Here is a 20406-nt window from a genome sequence, read left to right on the forward strand (position 1 = left end):
TGATTCGCGGCGGACAATCGGGGACATTGCTTTAGCGCGCCCCACAAGCCGGCCTGTCTGCGTGCGGCACGCACAGGCAGGCCATGGACGGCCGGCGAGAATGAGCGAGAGCCATGCCGGAACATCCTGACCCCTAACTTATAATATGTACTTCATGGGTATTTATCCATTCATCAAACTTTTTTCTGAGATAACGTTTAAAGCGAAAACGAACAGCGGGAATCAGCAGGAGAATACCCGTACAGTCGGTCAGCAGTCCCGGAGTTAAAAGAACAATTCCGGCAATCAGGATCAGAAAACCGTCCAATAAATCCTCCGCCGGCATAATCCCCTGCTGCAAATTATTCCTTACCCGGAACATGGTTTGCATTCCCTGCTGTCGAGCCAGCCAGGCCCCGGCAAAACCGGTACCCAGAACCAGGGCAATGGTACTCAAAGGACCAATAATACGTCCCAGCTCAATCAAAAAGTAAATTTCTACAATCGGAATGAGAGTAAAAGCCAGAAACAGTTTAAGCAGCATAGTAGTACCCTTGGTCAAAGAATGATCATTTAGTGTTGCTCTGGTCATAGCCAAAAAACTTCATGGTAAAGCTTCCTTTTCCTTTGGTTGCTGAACGCAAAGTTGTAGTATAACCAAACAAACTGCGAAGGGGGGCAAGGGCGTTAATGGTAGTATATAAATCCTGGGGTTCAATCGTGTTAACCTTGCCGCCACGGGCATTGAGATCTCCAATTACTTCGCCCACATATTCAGGAGGAACAACAATATCAACATTCATAGTTGGTTCAAGTAAAACCGGATGAGCTTTCTGTAATGCCTGGCAAACGGCATTGGCAGCGGAAATCTTCAGCGCTACTTTGGTGAAATTTGATGATTCTCCTTCAATAGCTTCGATATGAACTGAGACATCAACCAATGGATAACCATGAGCAACACCGACGTTAAGCGATTCCTCCACTCCCTCGTTGACGGCTTCCAGCAGGCGTTCAGGAAAACTTTTAATTTCATCCGCAATGGTAATTATATTTCCTGTTTCACGTTTACGGGGAACAACGGTTACGGTTATTCTGGCAAATTGTTTTTCTTTTTCATCCTCATCAATGCGTTCAAATTGGGCTGATTCTGATGCTGAAGCGGTGATGGATTCCTGATAGAGTACCTGCGGTTTGCCAAGGTTGGTCTCGAGATTATATTCCGTTGCCAGACGATCCTGAATGATTTCAAGATGAAGTTCACCCATACCAGAAATCAGCATCTGGCCGGTTTCATCATCAATTTTGACATTAAAGGTCGGATCTTCATCACTTATTTTCAGCAGCACATCCCAGAGTTTATCCTGATCGCTGTTTAATTTTGGTTCAATGGCGGCAGAGATGACCGGTCTGGTAAACTCCATGCCTTCAAGCAGCAATGGATGTTTGCTCTCACAAAGAGTATCACCGGTAACACTGCGTTTAAGACCCATAACCGCAACAATCTCTCCAGGACCTGCTTCCTTGATACGATTTTTTTTATGTGCCTGCATCTGGAACAGACGGGCAACCTTCTCACTGGATTTCAATCTGGGATTATATAAATCCTGTCCCGGGCTGATGGTCCCGGCGTAAATGCGCAGATAGGAAAGCCGGCGGCCTTCAATCATGGCAACCTTATACAGTAAAGCCGTTAGAGGTTCCCCTGGAGCCGCCAGCCGACTTTCCTGCTCCTGGTTCAGGGGATTTATTCCACTTACCGGCAGCACCTCATCTGGAGCCGGCAGGAAATCAATAATTGCATCCATCAGCGGCTGGATTCCTTTGTTTTTCAAGCCACTGCCACAGAGAACCGGAATATATCCATGCTCTATGGTCATTTGTCGAATGACTTTTTTCACTTGCTCAGCCGGCAACTCCTTCCCTTCCAAGTAGTCCTCAAATAATTGATCATCATACTCTGCTACCTGCTCCCATAATTTGTGCCGCCAGTGTTCGGCCTCAGCAACTAATTCTGCTGGAATAGGAATCCGGGAAAAGGCCAGCATGTCATCAGCTTTCTGCCAGGACAGATATTCCATTGTCAGCAGATCAATGATGCCGCTGAATTCAGCTTCACGGCCAACCGGAAACTGTATGGCAATAGGAAGGGCGTTAAGTTTGTCCCGCATTTGTTCCAGGACTGCGGCAAAATTACTGCCCAGCCGGTCCATCTTGTTAATAAAGGCAATGCGGGGAACATGGTAGCGATTTGCCTGGTGCCAGATGGTTTCCGACTGTGGCTCCACCCCGCCAACGGCACAGAAAACAGCGACCATACCATCAAGGACTCTCAGGCTTCGCTCGACCTCAACAGTGAAATCAACGTGTCCAGGCGTATCGATAATGGTGATGGTATGTTTATTCCATTCACAGGTAGTGGCAGCGGAAGTAATTGTAATTCCCCGCTGCTGTTCCTGTTCCATCCAATCCATTATAGCTGAGCCATCATGAACCTCACCAATTTTATGGGTTACACCGGTGCAGTAAAGGATGCGTTCAGTAATGGTGGTTTTCCCCGCATCAATGTGGGCGGCAATGCCGATATTCCTTAATTTGTTCAGAGATTTTTTCATGATTTTTGTACCGGTGGAAAAATTTATTATCCTTAGATTCAAGATCCATGATTGGAAACAAAACGATAATGAGCCATAATATTTTGCTCCACCTGGGAGAGGCTCAGATGATGTTTTTTGGCTAAGGTCAGTACATCTTCATATTCAGGTTTGATATTCAAAATAATTTTCCGGCGGTTGCGGGCAATTTTCAATCGTACAGGCCCCAGAGGGGTATCAATTTTTTCTATGGTTCTCTCAAGCAGGTAACGACTGACATTACCTCTCCTGATACCTAAAGTACTGCTATGAAGAAATAAATGATCAACCATTTTTATTTCATTTTCCACCGGCACCACAAGCTGAATGACATAACCTGGACGATTTTTTTTCATCAGGACCTGGTGGATGATAACATCTACCGCCCCGGCAGCCAGCAATTCTTCCTGGAGCGCGCCAACTTGTTCCGGAGTCATGTCATCAATGGCTGTTTCCAGGAGACAGATAGTTTCCAGGGGATAACCAGCTGAGATTGAATCACTCTCAGTTATCACTTTATGACCAAGCTGCAAACGCAGTAAATTTGGCCGTTGAGCTAAATCGCGGGAACCGGCACCATAACCTGTTGTTTCAACAATCCAGGGAGAACGATAGCCTTGAGGTTGAAATTCAGTGACTATAGTTTTTAATACCGCTGCTCCCGTCGGAGTGACCAGTTCGGCCGGGATGCCGGTATGAATGACCGGGATTTCACGCAGCAACTCGCTGACCGCCGGAACCGGGAGCGGTAATTCTCCATGCTGACAATGAATAAATCCGGTTCCCAGAGGAACGGCGGGGGCGATAATTCGGCCGGCATCACACCAATGCAGGGCGGCGGCTATACCCATAATGTCGGCAATGGAATCAATCCCCCCCACTTCGTGGAAATGCACTTTATCGATATCTACCTGATGGACCTTGCTCTCGGCAATTGCCAGCTGGCGGAAAATATCCAGACCCAGCTTTTTGATTTCCTGCTTCAAGGGTGCTGATTCAATTGCCTGACATATTTCTCTGAAATGAGTGTGAGGCAATCCCATTCCATGGTCTGTGATTTCCGGAAAATCAATCTTTAGCGCCGCAATTTTGTGCCGGCTGGTTTTATTGATGATCAGCTTAAATGTCTGATCCAGACCGAAAGGCTTGAGTGTTTGCCGCAAAAGTTCTTCGGGAAAACCAAGATCAAGAAAGGCTCCCAGCAGCATATCGCCACTGATACCGGAAAAGCAGTCAATATAAAGTATTCGTTCCATTACTATTTTTTCCATTACTGTCCGGTGAGGTTATTGCACTTTTTATCCGGAAAACCTTTATTCCGGCAAAATAGCACCCAACTTTTTCCTGGCTGCGGCGGTAATCTGATCAGGATGGGTCAGGATGGTATTTTCCAGAGCATGGGGACAGGAACAGCCGATTACCGGAGGAATTTTTAAGATCATTTCCCGGATAATTTTCCTGGCCTTTTCTACATTTTCCTGGATAATCTCCAGTACCGCATCAACACTGACATCGTCATGGTCATCTTTCCAGCAATCGTAATCGGTGGCCAGAGCCAGAGTCGCATAGCATATCTGAGCTTCACGGGCTAATCGTGCTTCGGGCATATTGGTCATGCCGATGACATCAACATTCCACTGACGATAAAGGTTGGATTCCGCCCGGGTGGAAAATTGTGGACCGTTAATACACAGATAGGTGCCCTGCGAATGATAATTGATATCCAGGGACTGGCAGCTAGCCTGAAAAGATTGCCTCAGTTCAGGACAAACCGGTTCAGCAAAAGGAATATGGGCAACAATTCCATCGCCGAAAAATGTGGCTGGCCGGCCACTGGTTCGATCAATGAATTGATCGACAATCACCATATCTCCCGGTTTGATTTCCTCTTTCATACTGCCGACTGCACTGATAGATAGGATTCGCTGGACGCCGAGTTGTTTCAGGGCGTAGATGTTGGCACGAAAATTAATCTCTGCGGGTAAAATTGTATGTCCCAACCCATGTCGCGGCAGAAAAACCATTTCCGTATCACCCAAACGGCCGGTAATCAATGGAGCCGATGGACTGCCGAATGGAGTTTCAATATCTATTTCTTTAATGTCACTCAGGCCATCCATCTCATAAAGGCCGCTGCCACCAATAATGCCGATTTTATTCATTTTAAATTCCTTAATGATTTTAAATTCCTTAATGATGATTTATGAATTCACCTCACGTAAACCGGAAACCAGTGCCGGCAAAACAACACTGGCTGAATCAAAAATTACCAGGTCGGATATTTTTTTTGATAATGGTGAAGGCTCAAGATTTATTTCGATAATCTTGCCGCCGTTTCTTTTGGTAACCAGCGGAAGATCAGCTACCGGATAAACGACTGCCGAAGTACCAATAACCAGCATGACATCGGCCTGAGTAGCAGCAACAGCGGCATTGTTCTGAGCTGTCTCGGGAATCGCCTCCCCGAAGAATACCACATCCGGCTTCATAACCGCCTGACAATCTGGACAGAGGGGCGGTATGGAAAAATCACCCGATGATTTTATTTTCTGTTGGTTGCCACATGAGAGACAAATAAGTCTTCTGGTATTGCCATGAAACTCGATAACCTTTTTACTGCCGGCCGCCTGGTGCAGTCCATCTACATTCTGGGTTATAATCGAATGTAAACAACCATTGGTTTCCAGATCTGCCAGTGCCTGATGTGCAGGATTTGGTCTGGCCTGGAACACCACCTCAAGCATTTCTGCCAGCATGCGCCATACTTTCCCGGGGTTGGCAATAAAAGCATCAATATGAGCATATTCCTGGGGATCATAGTGTTCCCATAGTCCCTGGCTGCCCCTGAACGCGGGAATACCACTGTCCACCGAAATTCCGGCGCCGGTCAACACCACTACCCGTTTGGCTTCCCGCAGCAGAGATATTGCTCGATTGATTGAATCAATGGTATTGTTTGGCATCATATTTGACCTTTAGAAAAGTTTTTGTTGTTGGTTTAATGGCAAAACGTTCATCCAACCGATGGCCGACAACCCAGATAATCCGGTTATTATGGCAGAGAATTGGTATGTTCTGTTTTTGCTCCAAAGGTATTTTACAATCGATAAAAAAATTTTTCACTTTTTTCCGGCTGCCACGCATACCAATGGGGAAAAAGATATCACCTGGTTTCCATGAACGGACAACCAGAGGAAAAGAAATTGTATCGGCATCAATAGTTTCATCATAGCTGCCGGACTTATGTAAACATTCATTTTTTCCGGTCTGATCAGCCTGGTGAACTTGCAAAATACCGCGATGACCAGGTAAAGGATAACAGCCGGTTCCGGGAATATCTCGGGAAAAACCCCGGGCGGTTTTAACCGCTGTGCCTGCATATCTGATAATAATATGCTCTCGATGAACTTCAAAAATCAGGTTATCAGCCAGGCGAAAGGCTGCCAGTGTTTTTCCAGTTTCATTCCCCGCCATCTTCACCAAAGTTAAAAGAGTTTTCCTTGACAGCTGTTTACGGTTTCCTGCCCGGTGGATACATTGTTCCAGTATGTGCGGCAGCAAGCCAGGGTGTTGACACATAAGTTTCCGGCGATTTATGGTAACGGGATTTTTATCCTTATCAATCGTAACCCACTGGTTGATAAAGGCTTCAACCTGGGCATCAATTACTGACAGCTCAGCGGCCAGACCGGCAGCCATGACACTTAAACGTTTGTCCAGGTTCATGCCGGCTTCCCGCTTCAAAACCGGTAGAATCTGATGCCGGATCCGATTACGGGTAAATTCAAGCGAGACGTTGCTGCTGTCTTCAACAAAAGAAATGTTATGCTGTCGGGCATATTTCCGGACCTCATCCCTGGAAACCGTTAGCAGTGGTCGCAATATCCTTTGCCTTTGAGCCGGAATTCCCTTTAAACCCCGCAGGCCGCTGCCTCTTAACAAATTCATGATCACGGTTTCTGCCTGGTCTGATGCTGTATGGGCGGTTAACAGCCAGGCTTTTGGCTGTTTTTTTAAACAGCGGTCAAAAAAAGCATAACGGGCACGGCGGGCAGCATCTTCAAGGGAAAGTCCCAATTGCTGTCGTTGTTCAAGGATGCCTCTTCCCTGCCCGACAATCAGCTCCAAAGCCCGTTGGCGACAATTTCGGGCAACAAATCGTTCATCAGCATTTGAATGCCGACCCCGCAAATGATGATTGAAATGTACAATCTTGAATTTTAATATCTCTTCTTTTGCCAGTACATCCATCAGGTTAAACAAAACCATGGAATCCAGGCCCCCCGATACCGCAACCAGCAATTCAGCCGAGGGAAAATCAGGAATTTTTTGCGCTAAAAAATGATTAATTTGCCGCTTCAGCATATTCAACCTTGATCAGGATAGTACCTGCAGTGCCATTGGATAGCCCGGCCTGGAGCTGGTAATTATGTCCTGAAGGAGTAAAGCGGTTAATCCAGTCCAGCAACAGATCTATTTGTGCATAGGTTGTAACTTTCAATTCTATCCTGCCACTTGACAGGGCATTTAAATCAACTGATTTTATGGTTCTCAGGTTTTCCAAGGCTTCCCTGAAATAAATATAGTCCTGATGACGATGAAAACCGCTTATGGTTACCGTAACTTCTTCTTCATACTCGGGGAAAACGGCATATTTTTGCAACATGTAGTCCATTATCCGGTTTTTTAACTTTTTAACCAGTTTAGCTGACAGGACATTGATCCCTGATGATAAATCATCAGTTAAAGATTTACTGATTATCGCCGGAAGAGTAACAAATGTTCTATTTTTCAAATCTATAAAAGCAAGCGTATCTTCTATGGTCAGCAGCTGCTTATGGACTGTATATATTCTTTCTTCATGAAAATTCTTCACCTCTATGTAAATCGTCAGATCACCAGGCAGCAGATATTGGAACTGATTCATGTCAACGGCAGAAGCATTGTCAGGTTGGATTGAGGCAAACAGTAATTCTTTGAGATTATCGGCAATATTTTGCTGAAGGGTTAAATTGAAGCCATAAGCAGTCAGTTCATCATTAAGTCGTTTTGCCAGTTCCTCAGGCTGCAACAGTACTGGCTGGGTCAGCAATGGTTCATAGAGCAGCTGATCATTGATATTTTCCTGGGTAATGATAAGGCGGATATCCTGGACCGCCCTTTTCTCTGGTTTCAGGATGGCTGCCAGGTCTTTCTGTAATAATGATTTGTTAAAGTTGACGCTTAATTCCAGCTGCAACAGATCTCCTAAAAGTCGATCTGAAATGATTTCATAAGATAAAATGTAGCGATCCTGGTGGTTAAGCATCTGTTCATTAATCAGTTCATCATATTCATGCCCGGAAACCATTTTTTCATGGATATAGCGATCAAGAGCATTATTTAAAGTATCGGCAATAGCTTGTTGTCTTGCTGTAGCCCGATCTTTAATCACAACAGCACTCCCCCGGGCAACCATTGAGACTTCACTTACCGATGGTTGAGCCGCGGAAACGATACTTACCCCATAGAGGAACATGAAAATGAGTATCAAGAGATATTTTACTTTCATCATGAATCCTTTGAAAGAAATTTCCAGGGATGTTCGGGCATGGCTCTCGCTCATTCTCGCCGGCCGTCCATGGCCTGCCTGTGCGTGCCGCACGCAGACAGGCCGGCTTGTGAGGACACCGCTAAAGCAATGTCCCCGATTGTCCGCCGCGAATCACACCGTGTGATTCGTTCGGCGGCCAATACCGCTATGAGCCATGCCCGAACATCCTGCAATGTATTTTTGGCAATGCAAGTCAGAAAGTTGAGTTAAATGTTTTCGTAATCAAGTGTCAACTGTGCCATCAATTCTTGTCTTTCATAATTTTACCCAGCGATGAATTTTTTATTTTATCCGGCAGCAAATTGGCGGTAATCCGGGAAATCCTGGTTATTGTTGGTGCCAATCTTGAGCTACTGATAACTTTAACCTCATTTCCCCAGATGGTAAGAATCATTAAAACGATAACCGATGAAATCAAAAGGCCTTTGATAAATCCAAGCAATACCCCCAGCAAATGGTCTGCCCAGCCAAGTTCCATTTCCACCGTAGTTTTCTTTATAACCAAACGTAACAAACCAAAGACAAGCATGCCGGCAAAAAGAATGAGAACAAAAGAGGCAAAACCAGCCAGTGCCTCAATCCGCAGAAAGACCAGAATATGAGGGGCAAGAAGATGATAATATCGCCCGGCAACAATAATGCTGATTACTAAACCGATGATGGCTATTATTTCGGAAAAGAATCCCTTGAAGAACCCATATAAAAGAGAAAACAACATAATGATAATAATAACTGTATCGAGTGAATTCATAGCATTCCCTTTAATAATATATTCTATTTATTTATATTCATTAGCTATTATTCTATCAGCAGTTTTCCTGGCTGCATATACCAAGCCGCTGAAACCGAAGCCGGGAAGATTTTCCCAGCCAACATGATAAAACTTTTTATAGGTACTGATGACTGGTAAGAATGCGCCTCCCATTACCGGAGGAAGTTTAGGTTGATATCCCCACTTTTTCTCCACTCTCTGCGGTTGAAAATCAATCTGGAAATCGGTCAAGAAATCAGCTCCCGGCAGTCTAGCTAAAAGTTTGCTGACCAATAAATTTGGATCATCTTTTGAAAAATCAGAGCTGTAATAGACATCAATGTTAAAGCCACCTGACGCCATATTTTCCTGTATTACAACAGATTGCAAAGCATTATTTGCAGCATAAAGCCAGCGGCAGGTCTCCGGCAATTTCTTCATGCCGGCAATATGGCCATGTAATTTATTTATCTCTATTCCTTCTTGTTGGCAGGCAAATTGGCGAAAAAAATCACGACGCTGGTACATGTCCGGGATTTCACTTTTCAGACTTTTCCCATCAGAATCGGTTATATATGCCCGACTGCGAATCTCTGCCTTTCCCTCAGTCCCAACCCCTATATACCATTTTCCATCAAAAATTACCTGATAATCAGCAGGAGAAGTTTCACCGCCGTTTTCCAGGATGGATTCTTTTAAATAATTTTGCAAGTTTTCAAGATTGACCAATGCAGCATCCTGAAACATGGTCGCCATGCCATAGGCAAAACTGACCAAAGGCAAAGTTTGGTATCTGAACAATGATATTTGCGGAACCATGGAAGCAAAAAAATCTGACAGCCATTCGGGAAGCAGGGAATCGGAGTAAAGGTTTTCAGCTTCCATTCTTCGATTTTGCAAAAGTTCCTGATGCTTTATCAACATCTTTAATATTTTTCCATGATCTTTAAGACCGGCTGCCGGAATCATCAAACCATCGTTCATAATCGCATCGATGATATCCCAGATATTTTGGAAATCAGTAAAATGTTTTTGGAACCAGGAAAATTTATCACCCATGAATGATGATAAAGCCGGCATTCGCTCAGGAAAAGCTGCTGGACAGTTGAAAACATGTTGACTGTCTGTCCAGCTAAACCAGTTTGACTGTCTGCATAGTACGTCTTCAGTCAGGAGGCCTGTCTCAACCAAAAGCTGGCGGGGAAAGCCAGCTACAAGGGGTAAAAGATAGGAAGGCTTCCGCTCAGGAAATGCTGAGGGTGGCAGCAACAAAACTTTTTTCCCGTTTTTTACCAGGAAAAAGGCAGCCAGCAAGGTTCCCAGGCTTCCATCCCGGCAGATAATATCATAATGATTTTCAAGAAGCATATTGTTCTCTTAAGAAAGCATCAAGCACTCTTCAATTCCCAAAACCACCCCGCGGCAACCCAGGTCGGCAATTGAAGCAACAAATTTTTCCGGGTCCTGATTAATGATCTCCCAGGTATTGTAATGCATAGGGACAACCAGATCAGGCTGTAGCATTTCCACCGCCCTTCCGGCATCCTCCAAACCCATGGTGAAAAGGTCGCCAATAGGAAGTAAGGCAAGATGTATAGGATTTGTGGCAATAATTGACATATCATTGAACAAGGCAGTATCACCGGCAAAATAGATGGTTTTACCTTGAATGGTTATCAGGTAACCACAGGGACTACCGGTATAAATGATCTCAGAATCAGTAATATATGCCGAGCTGTGATGGGCAATAGTCATTTTTAAGGAAAAAGAAGATGCGTTATAACTGCCGCCGATATTCATTGCTATGGTTTTATTCACCCTCCGTCGCCGGCAGAATTGCACCAGTTCAAAAGGGGCGATAACTATGGAATCACAACGTCCGGCTATCTCTATGACATCACCAACATGATCAGGATGTCCGTGACTTAAAAGAATATAGTCGGGGTTCAAAGATTCAGGTTTGATTGCGGCCAACGGATTCTCACTGATAAAGGGATCAGTAAGCAGATTCAACCCATTGGTTTCTATCGAAAAGCAGGCATGTCCATGATAGGTGATGCGAATCATTGCTGTTAATCCTTCCCAATAAGCTTCTGACAATGACGGCTGAATTCATCAACAGTCCAAACTGCCATACCACTCATTCTGAATAATGCCGTTGTGATCCCATTGCCGGGAGTAAGTTCATTGCCCAGATAAATTTTATGTACTCCGCAGGATGGACTTCTATCCTGGAAAATCGCATGTCGACTGCTGCTCAGCCGGGCGATTTTCAAAGCCTGTTTGGCGCCGGCTAAAAAAAACCGGCTGACTTCCCGGCCATCAAGGTCATAAAGAGCCGCATTACCGTTGATAATAGATTTTCCATCACCGCCACGAAAGCATGCCGGCGGTCGGGGGGTTGGTAAACCACCCAGCTGTTCTGGGCAAACCGGCAGCAAAATAATCTTGTGTATCTGGCAAAGCCTGAGTAAAGGTTCTGCAACTTTAGATTGACCGTCGTAGCGACAGTCAATCCCCATCAGACAGGCGCTGATTATGACTGGTTCCGCCATCATCAAATTCAGGCTGCCCATTTCTTGAGTACGGAAATTTGCCGGTCAGACAGATTGAATTCTATTTCAACCCCCTGGGGAAAAATAAAGCTTTGCGGACAATGACCATAACGAAAATTTGAAACTACCGGAAATGAATCATCGGCAAAAAAATCATTGATAAATTTTTGCAACAAGGGGTTTTCCCGCTGGTCAGGTAAAATAAGTTTGCCGATAATAACCATGGAAATCTGATCAAAAACACCGGCCAGTCTCAGTTGAGTCAGGTAACGGTCCAGTTGGTATATCCGTTCACCGTGTTCCTCGATGATCAGAATAGCGCCGCTGAAATCAGGAAAAAACGGGGTCCCGATCATTGATGAAATAACACTCAGGGTACCACCCAGCAAGCGTCCCCGAACAACATTATTTCGCCGCAAAAAACTAATATTTCCATCATCAAGATAGGCAGACATCAGCTTATTGACTTCGGGTAATGTGCCGGATAAAATGTTTTTGAATAATGGCTCATTAATTGAGTCCGGGCGAGCCATTTCCACGGCGACCATGGGGCCTGAGATGCTGTGCATTCGAATTTTATGCCAAATCGCCAGTTGCAGGGTGGTAATATCACTATATCCTACCAGTAGTTTTGGATTGCGGGCCAACAGAGAATAATCCAGTTTGCTTAGCAGGTGCGCACTTCCATACCCACCCCGGGCAGCAAATACTGCCTTGATATCAGGATTGACGAATATCCGGTGAAAATCATCAAGGCGTGCCTGGGAAGAACCAGCTACATGATGTGTACGACAACCAAGATTGGTTGATAGAACCACCTTATATCCAATTCGCTGCAGGTAATGCAGACCTTTCAGCAAAAAATCATTTTTTACGGGACTTGCCGGAGCAATAATTCCGACCGCATCACCAGGATGAACAGCGCCTGGTATTTTTAATTGTTTATGGTCGATATTTTCAGAATAATTAGTCTGCATCACTCAAGAAAATTCCATCCCCTGCCGATGATAAAACTGAAACCGATTTAAGAAGATCGAAACCTAGCAAATCAATAGATAAATGTCAAAAATTATAATAACTTTGGCGTGTAGTTAAGATATATTTGCGCCGGTTCAGCGTTTGTTAACCACAATCATCAATACATTTGAGGAAATATATTTTGGCACCATCACCAGGATTTTTTAAAAAATTTAAAGATCTGTTTTCTGCGAAGAAAAAAACAGATTCCGCGGCTGCTACAGCCATTGATGTCTACCGTCAACAACTGGCAGAAAATTCGAAAAATTTTCGCATTCGCATTAAACTGGCTGAGCTTTTATTGACGACCGGAGAAAAAGAAGAAGCTATTGCTGAATATTGTACGGCAGCCAGGCTTTATCTCGACCATGGCTTTTCTCCGATGGCGATTGCGGTCTATAAAAAAATTATCAAGATAGATTACGAGCACTTGGATGCCAATCTGCAACTTGCCAAGATATATCAACGGGAAAACCTTTTTGCTGATGCCATAACCTATTATCAGCAGGTTTTTGAACTTTATCAGCAGGATGATCAACCCAACGAAGCCCTTGGAATTCTTGAAAAAATCCTTGAGATTGCTCCTGACAAGGAAAAATTTCGGCGGATGATGCACCGGCTTTTTCCGGAGTTCCAGGAAGCTGAAAAAAGCATTTACTCGGATATCATAGTTGCAGAAAAAGCTGAAAAGAATGATAACCTGGATGTAAACGCTGCTGAAGAAGAAAGCTTTTTCGATCTCAGTGCCGAGTTGTCAGCTGAATTGAACACTTTAAATGGTAATCTTGACCAGGGAATTTCTGATATTGAGAATGAAGAGGATATAGGTGTCGAACAAATCTTCCAAACTTTGAAAAAAACTTTTGCCGAAGAAGGTGATAAAACCCCGGAGGATGATATAAATCAACAGAAGTTCCACTATAACATGGCCCTGGCTTACAGTGAACTGGGGATGACCGAACAGGCCCTGGAGGAAAGTAATGCCGCCCTTCAATTTGCCAGTTTCAGGGTGCCCACCCTGTTACTGCGTGGCAGAATTTTCAGAGAGACAGGAGATCTGCAGGAGTCATTATCTCAATTTCAACAGGGAATAAGGGAACGTGGTTTACGGCGTCAGGATTTTCTTTCTTTCAAATATGAACTTGGCTTAACTTTCAAACAGATGGATGATCCCATGCGGGCGTTGGACTCTTTCCGGGAAGCTTATTCCATTGATCCTGAATTTGAAAACATAGCAGAGGAAATATCGTCACTGGAAGAAGGAATTGAAATATTATAAACTCAACTTTCTGACTTGTTATAAAAACAGCGGAAAGAAATTTACAAGGATGTTCCGGCATGGCTCTCGCTCATTCTCGCCGGCCGTCCATGGCCTGCCTGTGCGTGCCGCACGCAGACAGGCCGGCTGTGGGGGACATCGCTAAAGCAATGTCCCCGGGCGTCAGCCGCGAATCACAATGTGGGACAGTTTTAAAAACTGTCCCAACCCAGGCGGCCAATACCGCCTGCCTGTCGGCAGACAGGCTATGAGCCAAGCCCGAACATCCGGTAATTATGTTCCTGACAACGCAAGTCAGAAAGTTGAGTTATAAGCTAATATCGGCTGGATGAAAAACTCAGATGTTTATACCCAAGGATAAGTATGGCAATTTTCAATTATCAGAAAAAAGAAATCGGGGCTAAAATTGTTTATTATGGTCCGGCTCTTTGCGGTAAAACCACGAATGTCCAATACATCCATCTAAAGCTTAATCCCAAGCAAAGGGGCGAACTGGTTTCATTGGCTACCGATAGTGACCGGACCCTTTTTTTTGATTTTCTGCCGATTGAGTTGGAAAATATTGGTGGCTTTAAAACCAGATTTCATATTTATACGGTACCGGGCCAGGTTTACTATAATTCAACCCGCAAAGCTGTCTTAACAGGTGTTGACGGGATTATTTTTGTGGCGGATTCTCAACGTTCCATGACTCGTGAAAATATTGAAAGTTTTCAGGATCTTAAAGAAAACCTGCAGTACTATAACCGTAATCTGGAAAGTATTCCTTTGATTATTCAATATAACAAACGGGATATGCCGGATGTCCTGAACATTAAAGAGCTTAATAAGCAGTTAAACCCAGCTTCACTTCCGTTTTTTGAGTCTGTTGCTGTCAATGGTACCGGGGTATTGCCAACCCTGACCAGTTGCTGCAAAATGGTATTACAAAACCTGAAACAAAAAAGTTCGGCAACTTCACGGGCCAAACAGGTTCAGCCACCCAACGCCCCTACCCCGTCCATTTCCTCTTTTGCCCCGAAAACAGAGTTACACCCGGAGGAAACCGGACAAAAGCCGGAGATGCAAGCTCCCAGCATTGCTCTGGCCCGGGAAGAAGAGTCACCTGTGCCGCCACTGGGAGGACACCAGAAAACCACCTCGCTGTCCGGAGAAGAATTTAAACCTGAAATTGTCAGGGTTGGCAAAACCATTATCAACAGCCCCTACACCATTACCATTCCGGTACAGTTGGCAGTCGATGAAAATCACAGCCAGCTTTTATCGGTTGATTTATCACTTACCATTAACCATCTGTTGAAAAAGGATGATTAACAGCATCGCAACTCAGCCAGTAAGAAGGTTGTTCTGGTCTGTCATTCTGCTTTTCATGATGGGCTCCGGCATCCTAATACTGTGCATGCCTTTACCTGCAAACGCATGGATATTTGCGGAAGATAGTCAACCTGAAGCTGCCTGGCAAGTTCAGTTCAGTTCTGTTTCAAAAGTTTCAATAATGGAAGAATCCTGGCAGGATTTTCTCCGGGCCTATAATAATCGCAACTTGCAGGAGATAGATAATACCCTCAACAATCTGCTGGCAGTACGCAAGAATTCCGGTTTTGCCAATGCAAGATCCTACTCATTGGCATTATTGGTTTTAGCCCAGCAGGCTCATGAACGGCATGATGATACCGGTGCCAAGACCCTGGTTGATAAAGCTTTAAACTTGTCCCCTGATTATTCTTTTCCCTATCAAGCTGAAAGCCAGCTGTATTTTGCCCGAAAACAATGGTTTTCATCCCTAAATTCCTGTTTCTCAGGGATTAAAATACTTTTTTCCAATTATCTCGAAAGGCTGCAGTTATTTGCCGGAATCTGTTTTGTCCTTGCTTTTTTACCCCTGTGGTTATTTGTCATCATTCATATTGTTTTAAGCCTGAAATATTTTCGGTCTTTGAGGGAAAGTTGGGAGCGGAAATTGGATAGTAAATCAGCCAAGATTATTTTATTTGCGCTGCTTTTCTCCGGCAATGCTTTGATCTGTCATTCCTTCATGTTGCTTCCTGGCCTGATGCTGCTGTTTATTTGTTTTTTTCCTTATTATTCTTTCAGAGAAAAGGTCTGCAGCTTTGTACTTGTTCTGCTACTGACCATCTCTCCTTTTGCGTATCTCAATGGAATAAAGATTATTGATAGTATCAGGACTCCATTCTTTCAGTCAGCGATGTCCATCAATTTTGACAGCTACCAGGACGGTGACCAGCAAAATATCATCCAGCCCCAACCATTAGAAACCGGACAAAGACTGCGGCTTTTTTCCCAGGCAGTAATTGCAGGCAAAGAAAAAAAGATTGCCGCCGCCATTTATTTTATCGAAGAACTTATCAGACAAGATCCTCATCCCCCAGCCGCCGTCTATAATAATATGGGTAATTATTATTATATAGATGATCAGATTGATTTTGCTATTTCCACCTACAAGAAAGCCATAGAAGTTGATCCAAACAATGGGATTTATCATTACAACCTTAGTCATGCCTATATCAAAGAATCATTTTCCTTAACCCGTAGTGAGGCCTCTTTCATCCAGGCATGGAAGCTGGCGCCAGAAATCATTAATCGTCAATTGGCAAAGAGCCAAGATGCGAACGCGCCGGTACTTGTTCATGAACCATTACCCTGGTCTTACACCTATCATTATGTGACAAGACATTCCCTGACCTCCGAATTGAAAAGTGATTTTTTCCGCCAATACTTTTCACCTTGGGGTGGAACAGCTTCTTATATTGCATTTATTGTCACCATCATATTTATTATGAGTATTTTGTGGATAAAGATGGATTCATCGAGACGATTTTGTCCCTTGTGCGGCATCAACTTCCACGGCATTGGCCGCATATCTGATGCATGCCCTTCATGCCTGCATATCAGCCGCCAAACTGTCAATGATTCTTTTGCCATTAGACAAGGAAAAAAAATCAGAAGTTTCAGCTGGCTTATGGATGGATTTTTTTTCTTGGCCGGCTTTGTGGTTCCAGGGACGTATCAGCTGGCGTTGGGACAGACCGTCCGAGGTTTATTGATGCTTTGTGGATCATTTGCGATTGCAGGCAGCATTACCCTGCTCCACGAGGGAATGATGAATATAGCTTTGTTTCCTCCCGGTTCAGCCTGGGGACCGCTGGTCTTTCCCCTGCTGCTCCTGATAGTTTTCTACCTGGCAAATTACTATAGCTGGCGCCAACGCAAACAACAGCGTCTTATTCTGCGGATAAAGAGTTAAAAAAGCGAGTCACAATCCATGAATGCTATCAATGAATTAAAAGGATATCTCGGTGGTTTTGATCTTACCGATGTCTTGCAGCTGATTTCGCAGCAGCAGAAGACCGGCATACTGACGGTTAAAAGTACGGCCGGCCAGGTTGCCTTGTCTTTTAAAGATGGGCAATTTATTGGCATGAATCCCGGGATGCCAAACCAGGAATTTGACCTGGAACAGATGTTGAAAAAATCAGGTCGCCTAGTGGCATCCCGCCTCAACAATTTACGTCAGGAACAGGTACGTCGAAATATATCTTTGGAACAGATACTGGTAGAACATGAAGTCATGAATGCCGAGGAAGTCGGCAGGCTTAATCTCCTGAGAATATTTGAAGCCCTGGCATGTTTATTGAGATGGAAAAAAGGTTCTTATACTTTTCAACCCACTTCCATAGTTCATGTAACACCCTATCTCCCCCCCCAGCCATCTGATTTTGTCCTGTTTGAAATCTTAAGGCAAATGGATGAACTTTCCGTTTTTGAACAGAATATTCCTTCTGTTAATGCTACTTATGAATCAGTTTCAACCTTTGCCTCCGAAACCGACGACAATCTTTTTTCTGAAGATTTCAAAGAGAGGTTGCCGGTTGAAGAACAAACTATTCTGGAGTTAGTCACTAAAAATAATACGGTTCAGGATATCATTGATAAAAGTCTGCTGGGAAAATATGATGTTTATCGTACCCTGAACTCCTTTTTAGAAAGCGGCATTATTGCTCAAAAAGGAGAAAAAGCGGCTATACCTGGTAGAATCTCAAGATCCGGTCAATTGCATAGAGTAATAACAGGTATCCTTTATATATCTCTTATCTTATTCATTTTTCTGACAATTGCCGCCTTCATTCCCTCCGCCTGGCTGCCTGTGAGTATTCCTAATCGAGATTCCCATATCTCACCATCAAAAAATCTGATTTCAGGGTATTTCGACCAAAAGAACAAGGCTTATCGAGAAGCAGAAGCTTTACTGCACCAGTGAAAATCGGGTTTGTCAAACCATAACCCAGAAGATAGCTTCAACCCCGGCCAAAGGATTTCTACTTTTTTTCCTTTTTATAATCAAACAAAATGAAAATCTGGCTCATTCTATCCTTGCTGACAGCCTTTTTTGCATCCCTGAAAGATGTTTTCAGTAAAACTGCACTTGATTCAGCTACCACCTATCTGATCGCCTGGTTTTGGAGTGTTGGCACCCTTCCTTTTCTTCTCCCCTTTCTCCTGATCATTGAAATTCCTGCTGTCAATAAGCAATTCTGGCTGGCCCTGGTTGCCGGCGGGCTCCTTCATGTGGCCGCTACCATCCTCTATATAAAGGCGATCAGATCATCTGATTTGTCAATAACTATTCCGATGATCACCTTCACTCCCCTGTTTCTGTTGTTGACATCGCCATTGATGACCGGAGAATTTCCTGCTCCAATCACCATTATAGGTATTGTCATGATTGTTGCAGGATCGTACCTGCTCAATATTAATGACATTAAGGAGGGGGTTGGTGCTCCTTTCAGGGCACTGTTCAGGGAGCCCGGGCCGAGAATGATGCTGGCAGTTGCCGTTATCTGGAGTATCACCGCGAATATCGATAAAATCGGCATTACTTGTACCTCCCCTGTTTTCTGGCTTATCGCGATCGAATCCGTTGTTGCCGTGGCCATGTTTCCATTCGTCTGGCTCACTACTCCAGACAATGGAAAGATCATGACCATCAAACAATTGAAAATATTACTGCCAATCGGTCTATGTGCAGCCCTGGTATTGTTATTTCAAATGTATGCCATCAGCCTTGTCCAGGTTCCCTACGTTATTGCCATCAAAAGAAGCAGCGTTCTTATCAGTGTTGGATTTGGCTACCTGCTCTTTGGGGAAAAGAAAATAAGACAGCGGAGTATCGGTGCGGCTTGCATGTGTGCCGGCGTCGTAATTATTGCAGTTTTTTCCTGATCCCGGGTGAAAATAATTTTCTCTAATATAATCAGGCAAATAGAAGGGAAACATATAAATCCATGTCCTCTGCTCAGAGAAATATTTCACTAAGTGCTTGCTTTTTCAGTTAAATATAATAATATTTTCTATGATAAAGTAGATAATTGGTTTATTATTTATTTCAAACTGGAATAGAATGACAGGCAAATAGAATAAACAGAAAAGAAAGGGGTAAGATATGGCAGTTAGTTATGAGAAACTTGGATTTTCCAACACTACAGATATGTTTCAACAGGCAATGGCAGGTGGATATGCCGTCCCGGCATACAATTTCAATAACATGGAGCAGCTGCAGGCAATAATCAATGGCTGTGGGCAATCAGGCTCACCGGTTATTATTCAGGTATCAAGTGGCGCCCGTAAATATGCCAACCAGACGATGTTGCGTTACATGGGTGAAGGGGCCGTTCGCATGGCTGAAGAATCTGGATACAAAATCCCCATTTCCCTCCATCTTGATCATGGAGATACCTTTGAATTATGTGTTTCATGTATTGAAAGTGGTTTTTCCTCGGTGATGATTGACGGTTCTTCCCACTCTTATGAGGACAATGTGGTATTGACGGCCAAAGTTGTTGATTATGCCCACCAGCATGGCGTCAGCGTTGAAGGAGAGCTGGGGGTACTGGCGGGGATTGAAGATGATGTGGAAGCGGCAAAATCAATTTATACGGACCCGGCACAGGTCGAAGACTTTGTGGAAAAAACCGGCGTTGATTCTCTGGCAATTTCCATCGGCACCTCCCATGGAGCCTATAAATTCAAACCGGAACAATGCACCCGCAATGAGGAAGGCATTCTGATTCCCCCTCCCCTGCGCTTTGATATTCTTGAGGAGATTGAACGTCGGATACCAGGATTTCCCATTGTCCTGCATGGTTCAAGCTCTGTCTTGCCTGAATATGTGAATATTATCAATGGAAATGGCGGCAAATTGGAGGCAGCGGTGGGAATTCCGGAAGATCAGCTGCGACAGGCGACAAAATCAGCCGTTTGTAAAATCAATATTGATTCCGATGGGCGCCTGGTGGTAACGGCTATAATTCGTAAAGTTTTCGCTGAGAAACCGGCCGAGTTCGATCCCCGGAAATACTTGGGGCCAGCCAGGGAAGAATTGACCCGGATGATAATCCACAAGAACAAACATGTTCTTGGCAGTGCTGGAAGGGGTTAGATCCCGGTATCAATACTAAAAATTCAAGGAATAATCGAGAGGGGATATCGTAAGGAAAAAACCGGACAAGATAATTGTCGCGACCGGACAAAGTAATTGACATTTAACACATATTAGGCTGCTAATATCAAAATATCTGGAAAAA

Annotated in this window: 19 protein-coding genes and 1 pseudogene; 8 read left to right on the forward strand and 12 right to left on the reverse strand. The window is 44.2% G+C overall.

The annotated features are described in order from the left end of the window. Window positions 1-133 precede the first annotated feature (133 nt). Genes U9P07_09845 through U9P07_09875 form a run of 7 tightly spaced genes read right to left on the reverse strand, consistent with a single transcriptional unit; the run spans window position 134 to window position 8214 of the window. Window positions 134-523: an FxsA family protein gene (locus U9P07_09845; protein ID MEA2109707.1), complete on the reverse strand. Its 390-nt coding sequence runs from the start codon at window positions 521-523 to the stop codon at window positions 134-136. A gap of 25 nt (window positions 524-548) precedes the next feature. Then, complete coding sequence (gene fusA / locus U9P07_09850) at window positions 549-2591, reverse strand: elongation factor G (GenBank protein ID MEA2109708.1); 2043 nt, start codon at window positions 2589-2591, stop codon at window positions 549-551. 38 nt (window positions 2592-2629) lie between these two features. After that, complete coding sequence (larC, locus tag U9P07_09855; protein MEA2109709.1) at window positions 2630-3865, reverse strand: nickel pincer cofactor biosynthesis protein LarC; 1236 nt, start codon at window positions 3863-3865, stop codon at window positions 2630-2632. Window positions 3866-3922: 57 nt separating this feature from the next. Continuing rightward, window positions 3923-4771 (reverse strand): S-methyl-5'-thioadenosine phosphorylase, encoded by an 849-nt coding sequence (gene mtnP, locus U9P07_09860; GenBank protein MEA2109710.1) that lies wholly within the window; start codon window positions 4769-4771, stop codon window positions 3923-3925. A gap of 39 nt (window positions 4772-4810) precedes the next feature. Further along, window positions 4811-5575: an NAD-dependent deacylase gene (locus U9P07_09865; GenBank protein MEA2109711.1), complete on the reverse strand. Its 765-nt coding sequence runs from the start codon at window positions 5573-5575 to the stop codon at window positions 4811-4813. Beyond that, window positions 5553-6974, reverse strand: a complete 1422-nt coding sequence (gene tilS / locus U9P07_09870) for a tRNA lysidine(34) synthetase TilS (protein MEA2109712.1) — start codon at window positions 6972-6974, stop codon at window positions 5553-5555. Before tilS ends, U9P07_09865 begins: the two co-directional genes overlap by 23 nt. Then, on the reverse strand, window positions 6955-8214 hold the full coding sequence (locus tag U9P07_09875) for a hypothetical protein (protein ID MEA2109713.1): 1260 nt from the start codon (window positions 8212-8214) through the stop codon (window positions 6955-6957). The genes tilS and U9P07_09875 overlap by 20 nt, the downstream gene beginning before the upstream one ends. On the opposite strand from U9P07_09875, the gene U9P07_09880 reads away from it, so the two are divergent. Then, complete coding sequence (locus tag U9P07_09880; GenBank protein ID MEA2109714.1) at window positions 8200-8412, forward strand: hypothetical protein; 213 nt, start codon at window positions 8200-8202, stop codon at window positions 8410-8412. The genes U9P07_09875 and U9P07_09880 overlap by 15 nt on opposite strands. A gap of 31 nt (window positions 8413-8443) precedes the next feature. On the opposite strand, the gene U9P07_09885 is transcribed toward U9P07_09880, so the two are convergent. The 5 genes from U9P07_09885 to U9P07_09905 all read right to left on the reverse strand — a co-directional run bounded on the left by U9P07_09885 (window position 8444) and on the right by U9P07_09905 (window position 12485). Continuing rightward, on the reverse strand, window positions 8444-8953 hold the full coding sequence (locus U9P07_09885) for a CvpA family protein (protein MEA2109715.1): 510 nt from the start codon (window positions 8951-8953) through the stop codon (window positions 8444-8446). 27 nt (window positions 8954-8980) lie between these two features. After that, the gene (locus U9P07_09890; protein MEA2109716.1) at window positions 8981-9700 is read right to left on the reverse strand and encodes a hypothetical protein; all 720 of its coding nucleotides are present in this window, start codon (window positions 9698-9700) and stop codon (window positions 8981-8983) included. Between the two features lie 630 nt (window positions 9701-10330). Continuing rightward, on the reverse strand, window positions 10331-11020 hold the full coding sequence (locus tag U9P07_09895; protein MEA2109717.1) for a metal-dependent hydrolase: 690 nt from the start codon (window positions 11018-11020) through the stop codon (window positions 10331-10333). Between the two features lie 5 nt (window positions 11021-11025). Then, window positions 11026-11511 carry a DUF523 domain-containing protein gene (locus U9P07_09900; GenBank protein MEA2109718.1) on the reverse strand — a complete coding sequence of 162 codons (486 nt, stop codon included), beginning with the start codon at window positions 11509-11511 and terminating at the stop codon, window positions 11026-11028. A 5-nt stretch (window positions 11512-11516) separates the two neighbouring features. Beyond that, complete coding sequence (locus tag U9P07_09905) at window positions 11517-12485, reverse strand: LD-carboxypeptidase (GenBank protein MEA2109719.1); 969 nt, start codon at window positions 12483-12485, stop codon at window positions 11517-11519. A gap of 182 nt (window positions 12486-12667) precedes the next feature. Between U9P07_09905 and U9P07_09910 the strand changes: the two genes are divergently transcribed. The 7 genes and pseudogenes from U9P07_09910 (at window position 12668) to U9P07_09940 (ending at window position 20261) form a co-directional block, all read left to right on the forward strand. Then, window positions 12668-13804, forward strand: a complete 1137-nt coding sequence (locus tag U9P07_09910; GenBank protein ID MEA2109720.1) for a tetratricopeptide repeat protein — start codon at window positions 12668-12670, stop codon at window positions 13802-13804. Window positions 13805-13863: 59 nt separating this feature from the next. Further along, entirely contained in the window at window positions 13864-14055 is a 192-nt protein-coding gene (locus tag U9P07_09915; protein ID MEA2109721.1) for a hypothetical protein, read from the forward strand. Window positions 14056-14167: 112 nt separating this feature from the next. After that, a pseudogene (locus U9P07_09920) lies at window positions 14168-14746 on the forward strand (ADP-ribosylation factor-like protein). Window positions 14747-15299: 553 nt separating this feature from the next. Continuing rightward, window positions 15300-17069: a tetratricopeptide repeat protein gene (locus U9P07_09925; GenBank protein MEA2109722.1), complete on the forward strand. Its 1770-nt coding sequence runs from the start codon at window positions 15300-15302 to the stop codon at window positions 17067-17069. 18 nt (window positions 17070-17087) lie between these two features. Next, a complete protein-coding gene (locus U9P07_09930) occupies window positions 17088-18083 on the forward strand; it encodes a DUF4388 domain-containing protein (GenBank protein ID MEA2109723.1) in 996 nt (331 codons plus the stop codon). A gap of 89 nt (window positions 18084-18172) precedes the next feature. Further along, window positions 18173-19045 carry an EamA family transporter gene (locus tag U9P07_09935; GenBank protein MEA2109724.1) on the forward strand — a complete coding sequence of 291 codons (873 nt, stop codon included), beginning with the start codon at window positions 18173-18175 and terminating at the stop codon, window positions 19043-19045. A 220-nt stretch (window positions 19046-19265) separates the two neighbouring features. Beyond that, window positions 19266-20261 carry a class II fructose-bisphosphate aldolase gene (locus tag U9P07_09940; protein MEA2109725.1) on the forward strand — a complete coding sequence of 332 codons (996 nt, stop codon included), beginning with the start codon at window positions 19266-19268 and terminating at the stop codon, window positions 20259-20261. Window positions 20262-20406 lie beyond the last annotated feature (145 nt).

Source organism: Pseudomonadota bacterium (assembly GCA_034660915.1).
In the GTDB taxonomy this organism is placed as follows: Bacteria; Desulfobacterota; Anaeroferrophillalia; order Anaeroferrophillales; family Anaeroferrophillaceae; genus DQWO01.

Excerpts from the sequence above, each read along its gene's own strand:
- U9P07_09845 (MEA2109707.1), bottom strand. The coding sequence starts at position 523 with ATGCTGCTTAAACTGTTTCTGGCTTTTACTCTCATTCCGATTGTAGAA.
- fusA (MEA2109708.1), bottom strand. The coding sequence starts at position 2,591 with ATGAAAAAATCTCTGAACAAATTAAGGAATATCGGCATTGCCGCCCAC.
- larC (MEA2109709.1), bottom strand. The coding sequence starts at position 3,865 with ATGGAACGAATACTTTATATTGACTGCTTTTCCGGTATCAGTGGCGAT.
- mtnP (MEA2109710.1), bottom strand. The coding sequence starts at position 4,771 with ATGAATAAAATCGGCATTATTGGTGGCAGCGGCCTTTATGAGATGGAT.
- U9P07_09865 (MEA2109711.1), bottom strand. The coding sequence starts at position 5,575 with ATGATGCCAAACAATACCATTGATTCAATCAATCGAGCAATATCTCTG.
- tilS (MEA2109712.1), bottom strand. The coding sequence starts at position 6,974 with ATGCTGAAGCGGCAAATTAATCATTTTTTAGCGCAAAAAATTCCTGAT.
- U9P07_09880 (MEA2109714.1), top strand. The coding sequence starts at position 8,200 with ATGGCTCTCGCTCATTCTCGCCGGCCGTCCATGGCCTGCCTGTGCGTG.
- U9P07_09875 (MEA2109713.1), bottom strand. The coding sequence starts at position 8,214 with ATGAGCGAGAGCCATGCCCGAACATCCCTGGAAATTTCTTTCAAAGGA.
- U9P07_09885 (MEA2109715.1), bottom strand. The coding sequence starts at position 8,953 with ATGAATTCACTCGATACAGTTATTATTATCATTATGTTGTTTTCTCTT.
- U9P07_09890 (MEA2109716.1), bottom strand. The coding sequence starts at position 9,700 with ATGTTTCAGGATGCTGCATTGGTCAATCTTGAAAACTTGCAAAATTAT.
- U9P07_09895 (MEA2109717.1), bottom strand. The coding sequence starts at position 11,020 with ATGATTCGCATCACCTATCATGGACATGCCTGCTTTTCGATAGAAACC.
- U9P07_09900 (MEA2109718.1), bottom strand. The coding sequence starts at position 11,511 with ATGATGGCGGAACCAGTCATAATCAGCGCCTGTCTGATGGGGATTGAC.
- U9P07_09905 (MEA2109719.1), bottom strand. The coding sequence starts at position 12,485 with ATGCAGACTAATTATTCTGAAAATATCGACCATAAACAATTAAAAATA.
- U9P07_09915 (MEA2109721.1), top strand. The coding sequence starts at position 13,864 with ATGGCTCTCGCTCATTCTCGCCGGCCGTCCATGGCCTGCCTGTGCGTG.
- U9P07_09925 (MEA2109722.1), top strand. The coding sequence starts at position 15,300 with ATGGAAGAATCCTGGCAGGATTTTCTCCGGGCCTATAATAATCGCAAC.
- U9P07_09930 (MEA2109723.1), top strand. The coding sequence starts at position 17,088 with ATGAATGCTATCAATGAATTAAAAGGATATCTCGGTGGTTTTGATCTT.
- U9P07_09935 (MEA2109724.1), top strand. The coding sequence starts at position 18,173 with ATGAAAATCTGGCTCATTCTATCCTTGCTGACAGCCTTTTTTGCATCC.
- U9P07_09940 (MEA2109725.1), top strand. The coding sequence starts at position 19,266 with ATGGCAGTTAGTTATGAGAAACTTGGATTTTCCAACACTACAGATATG.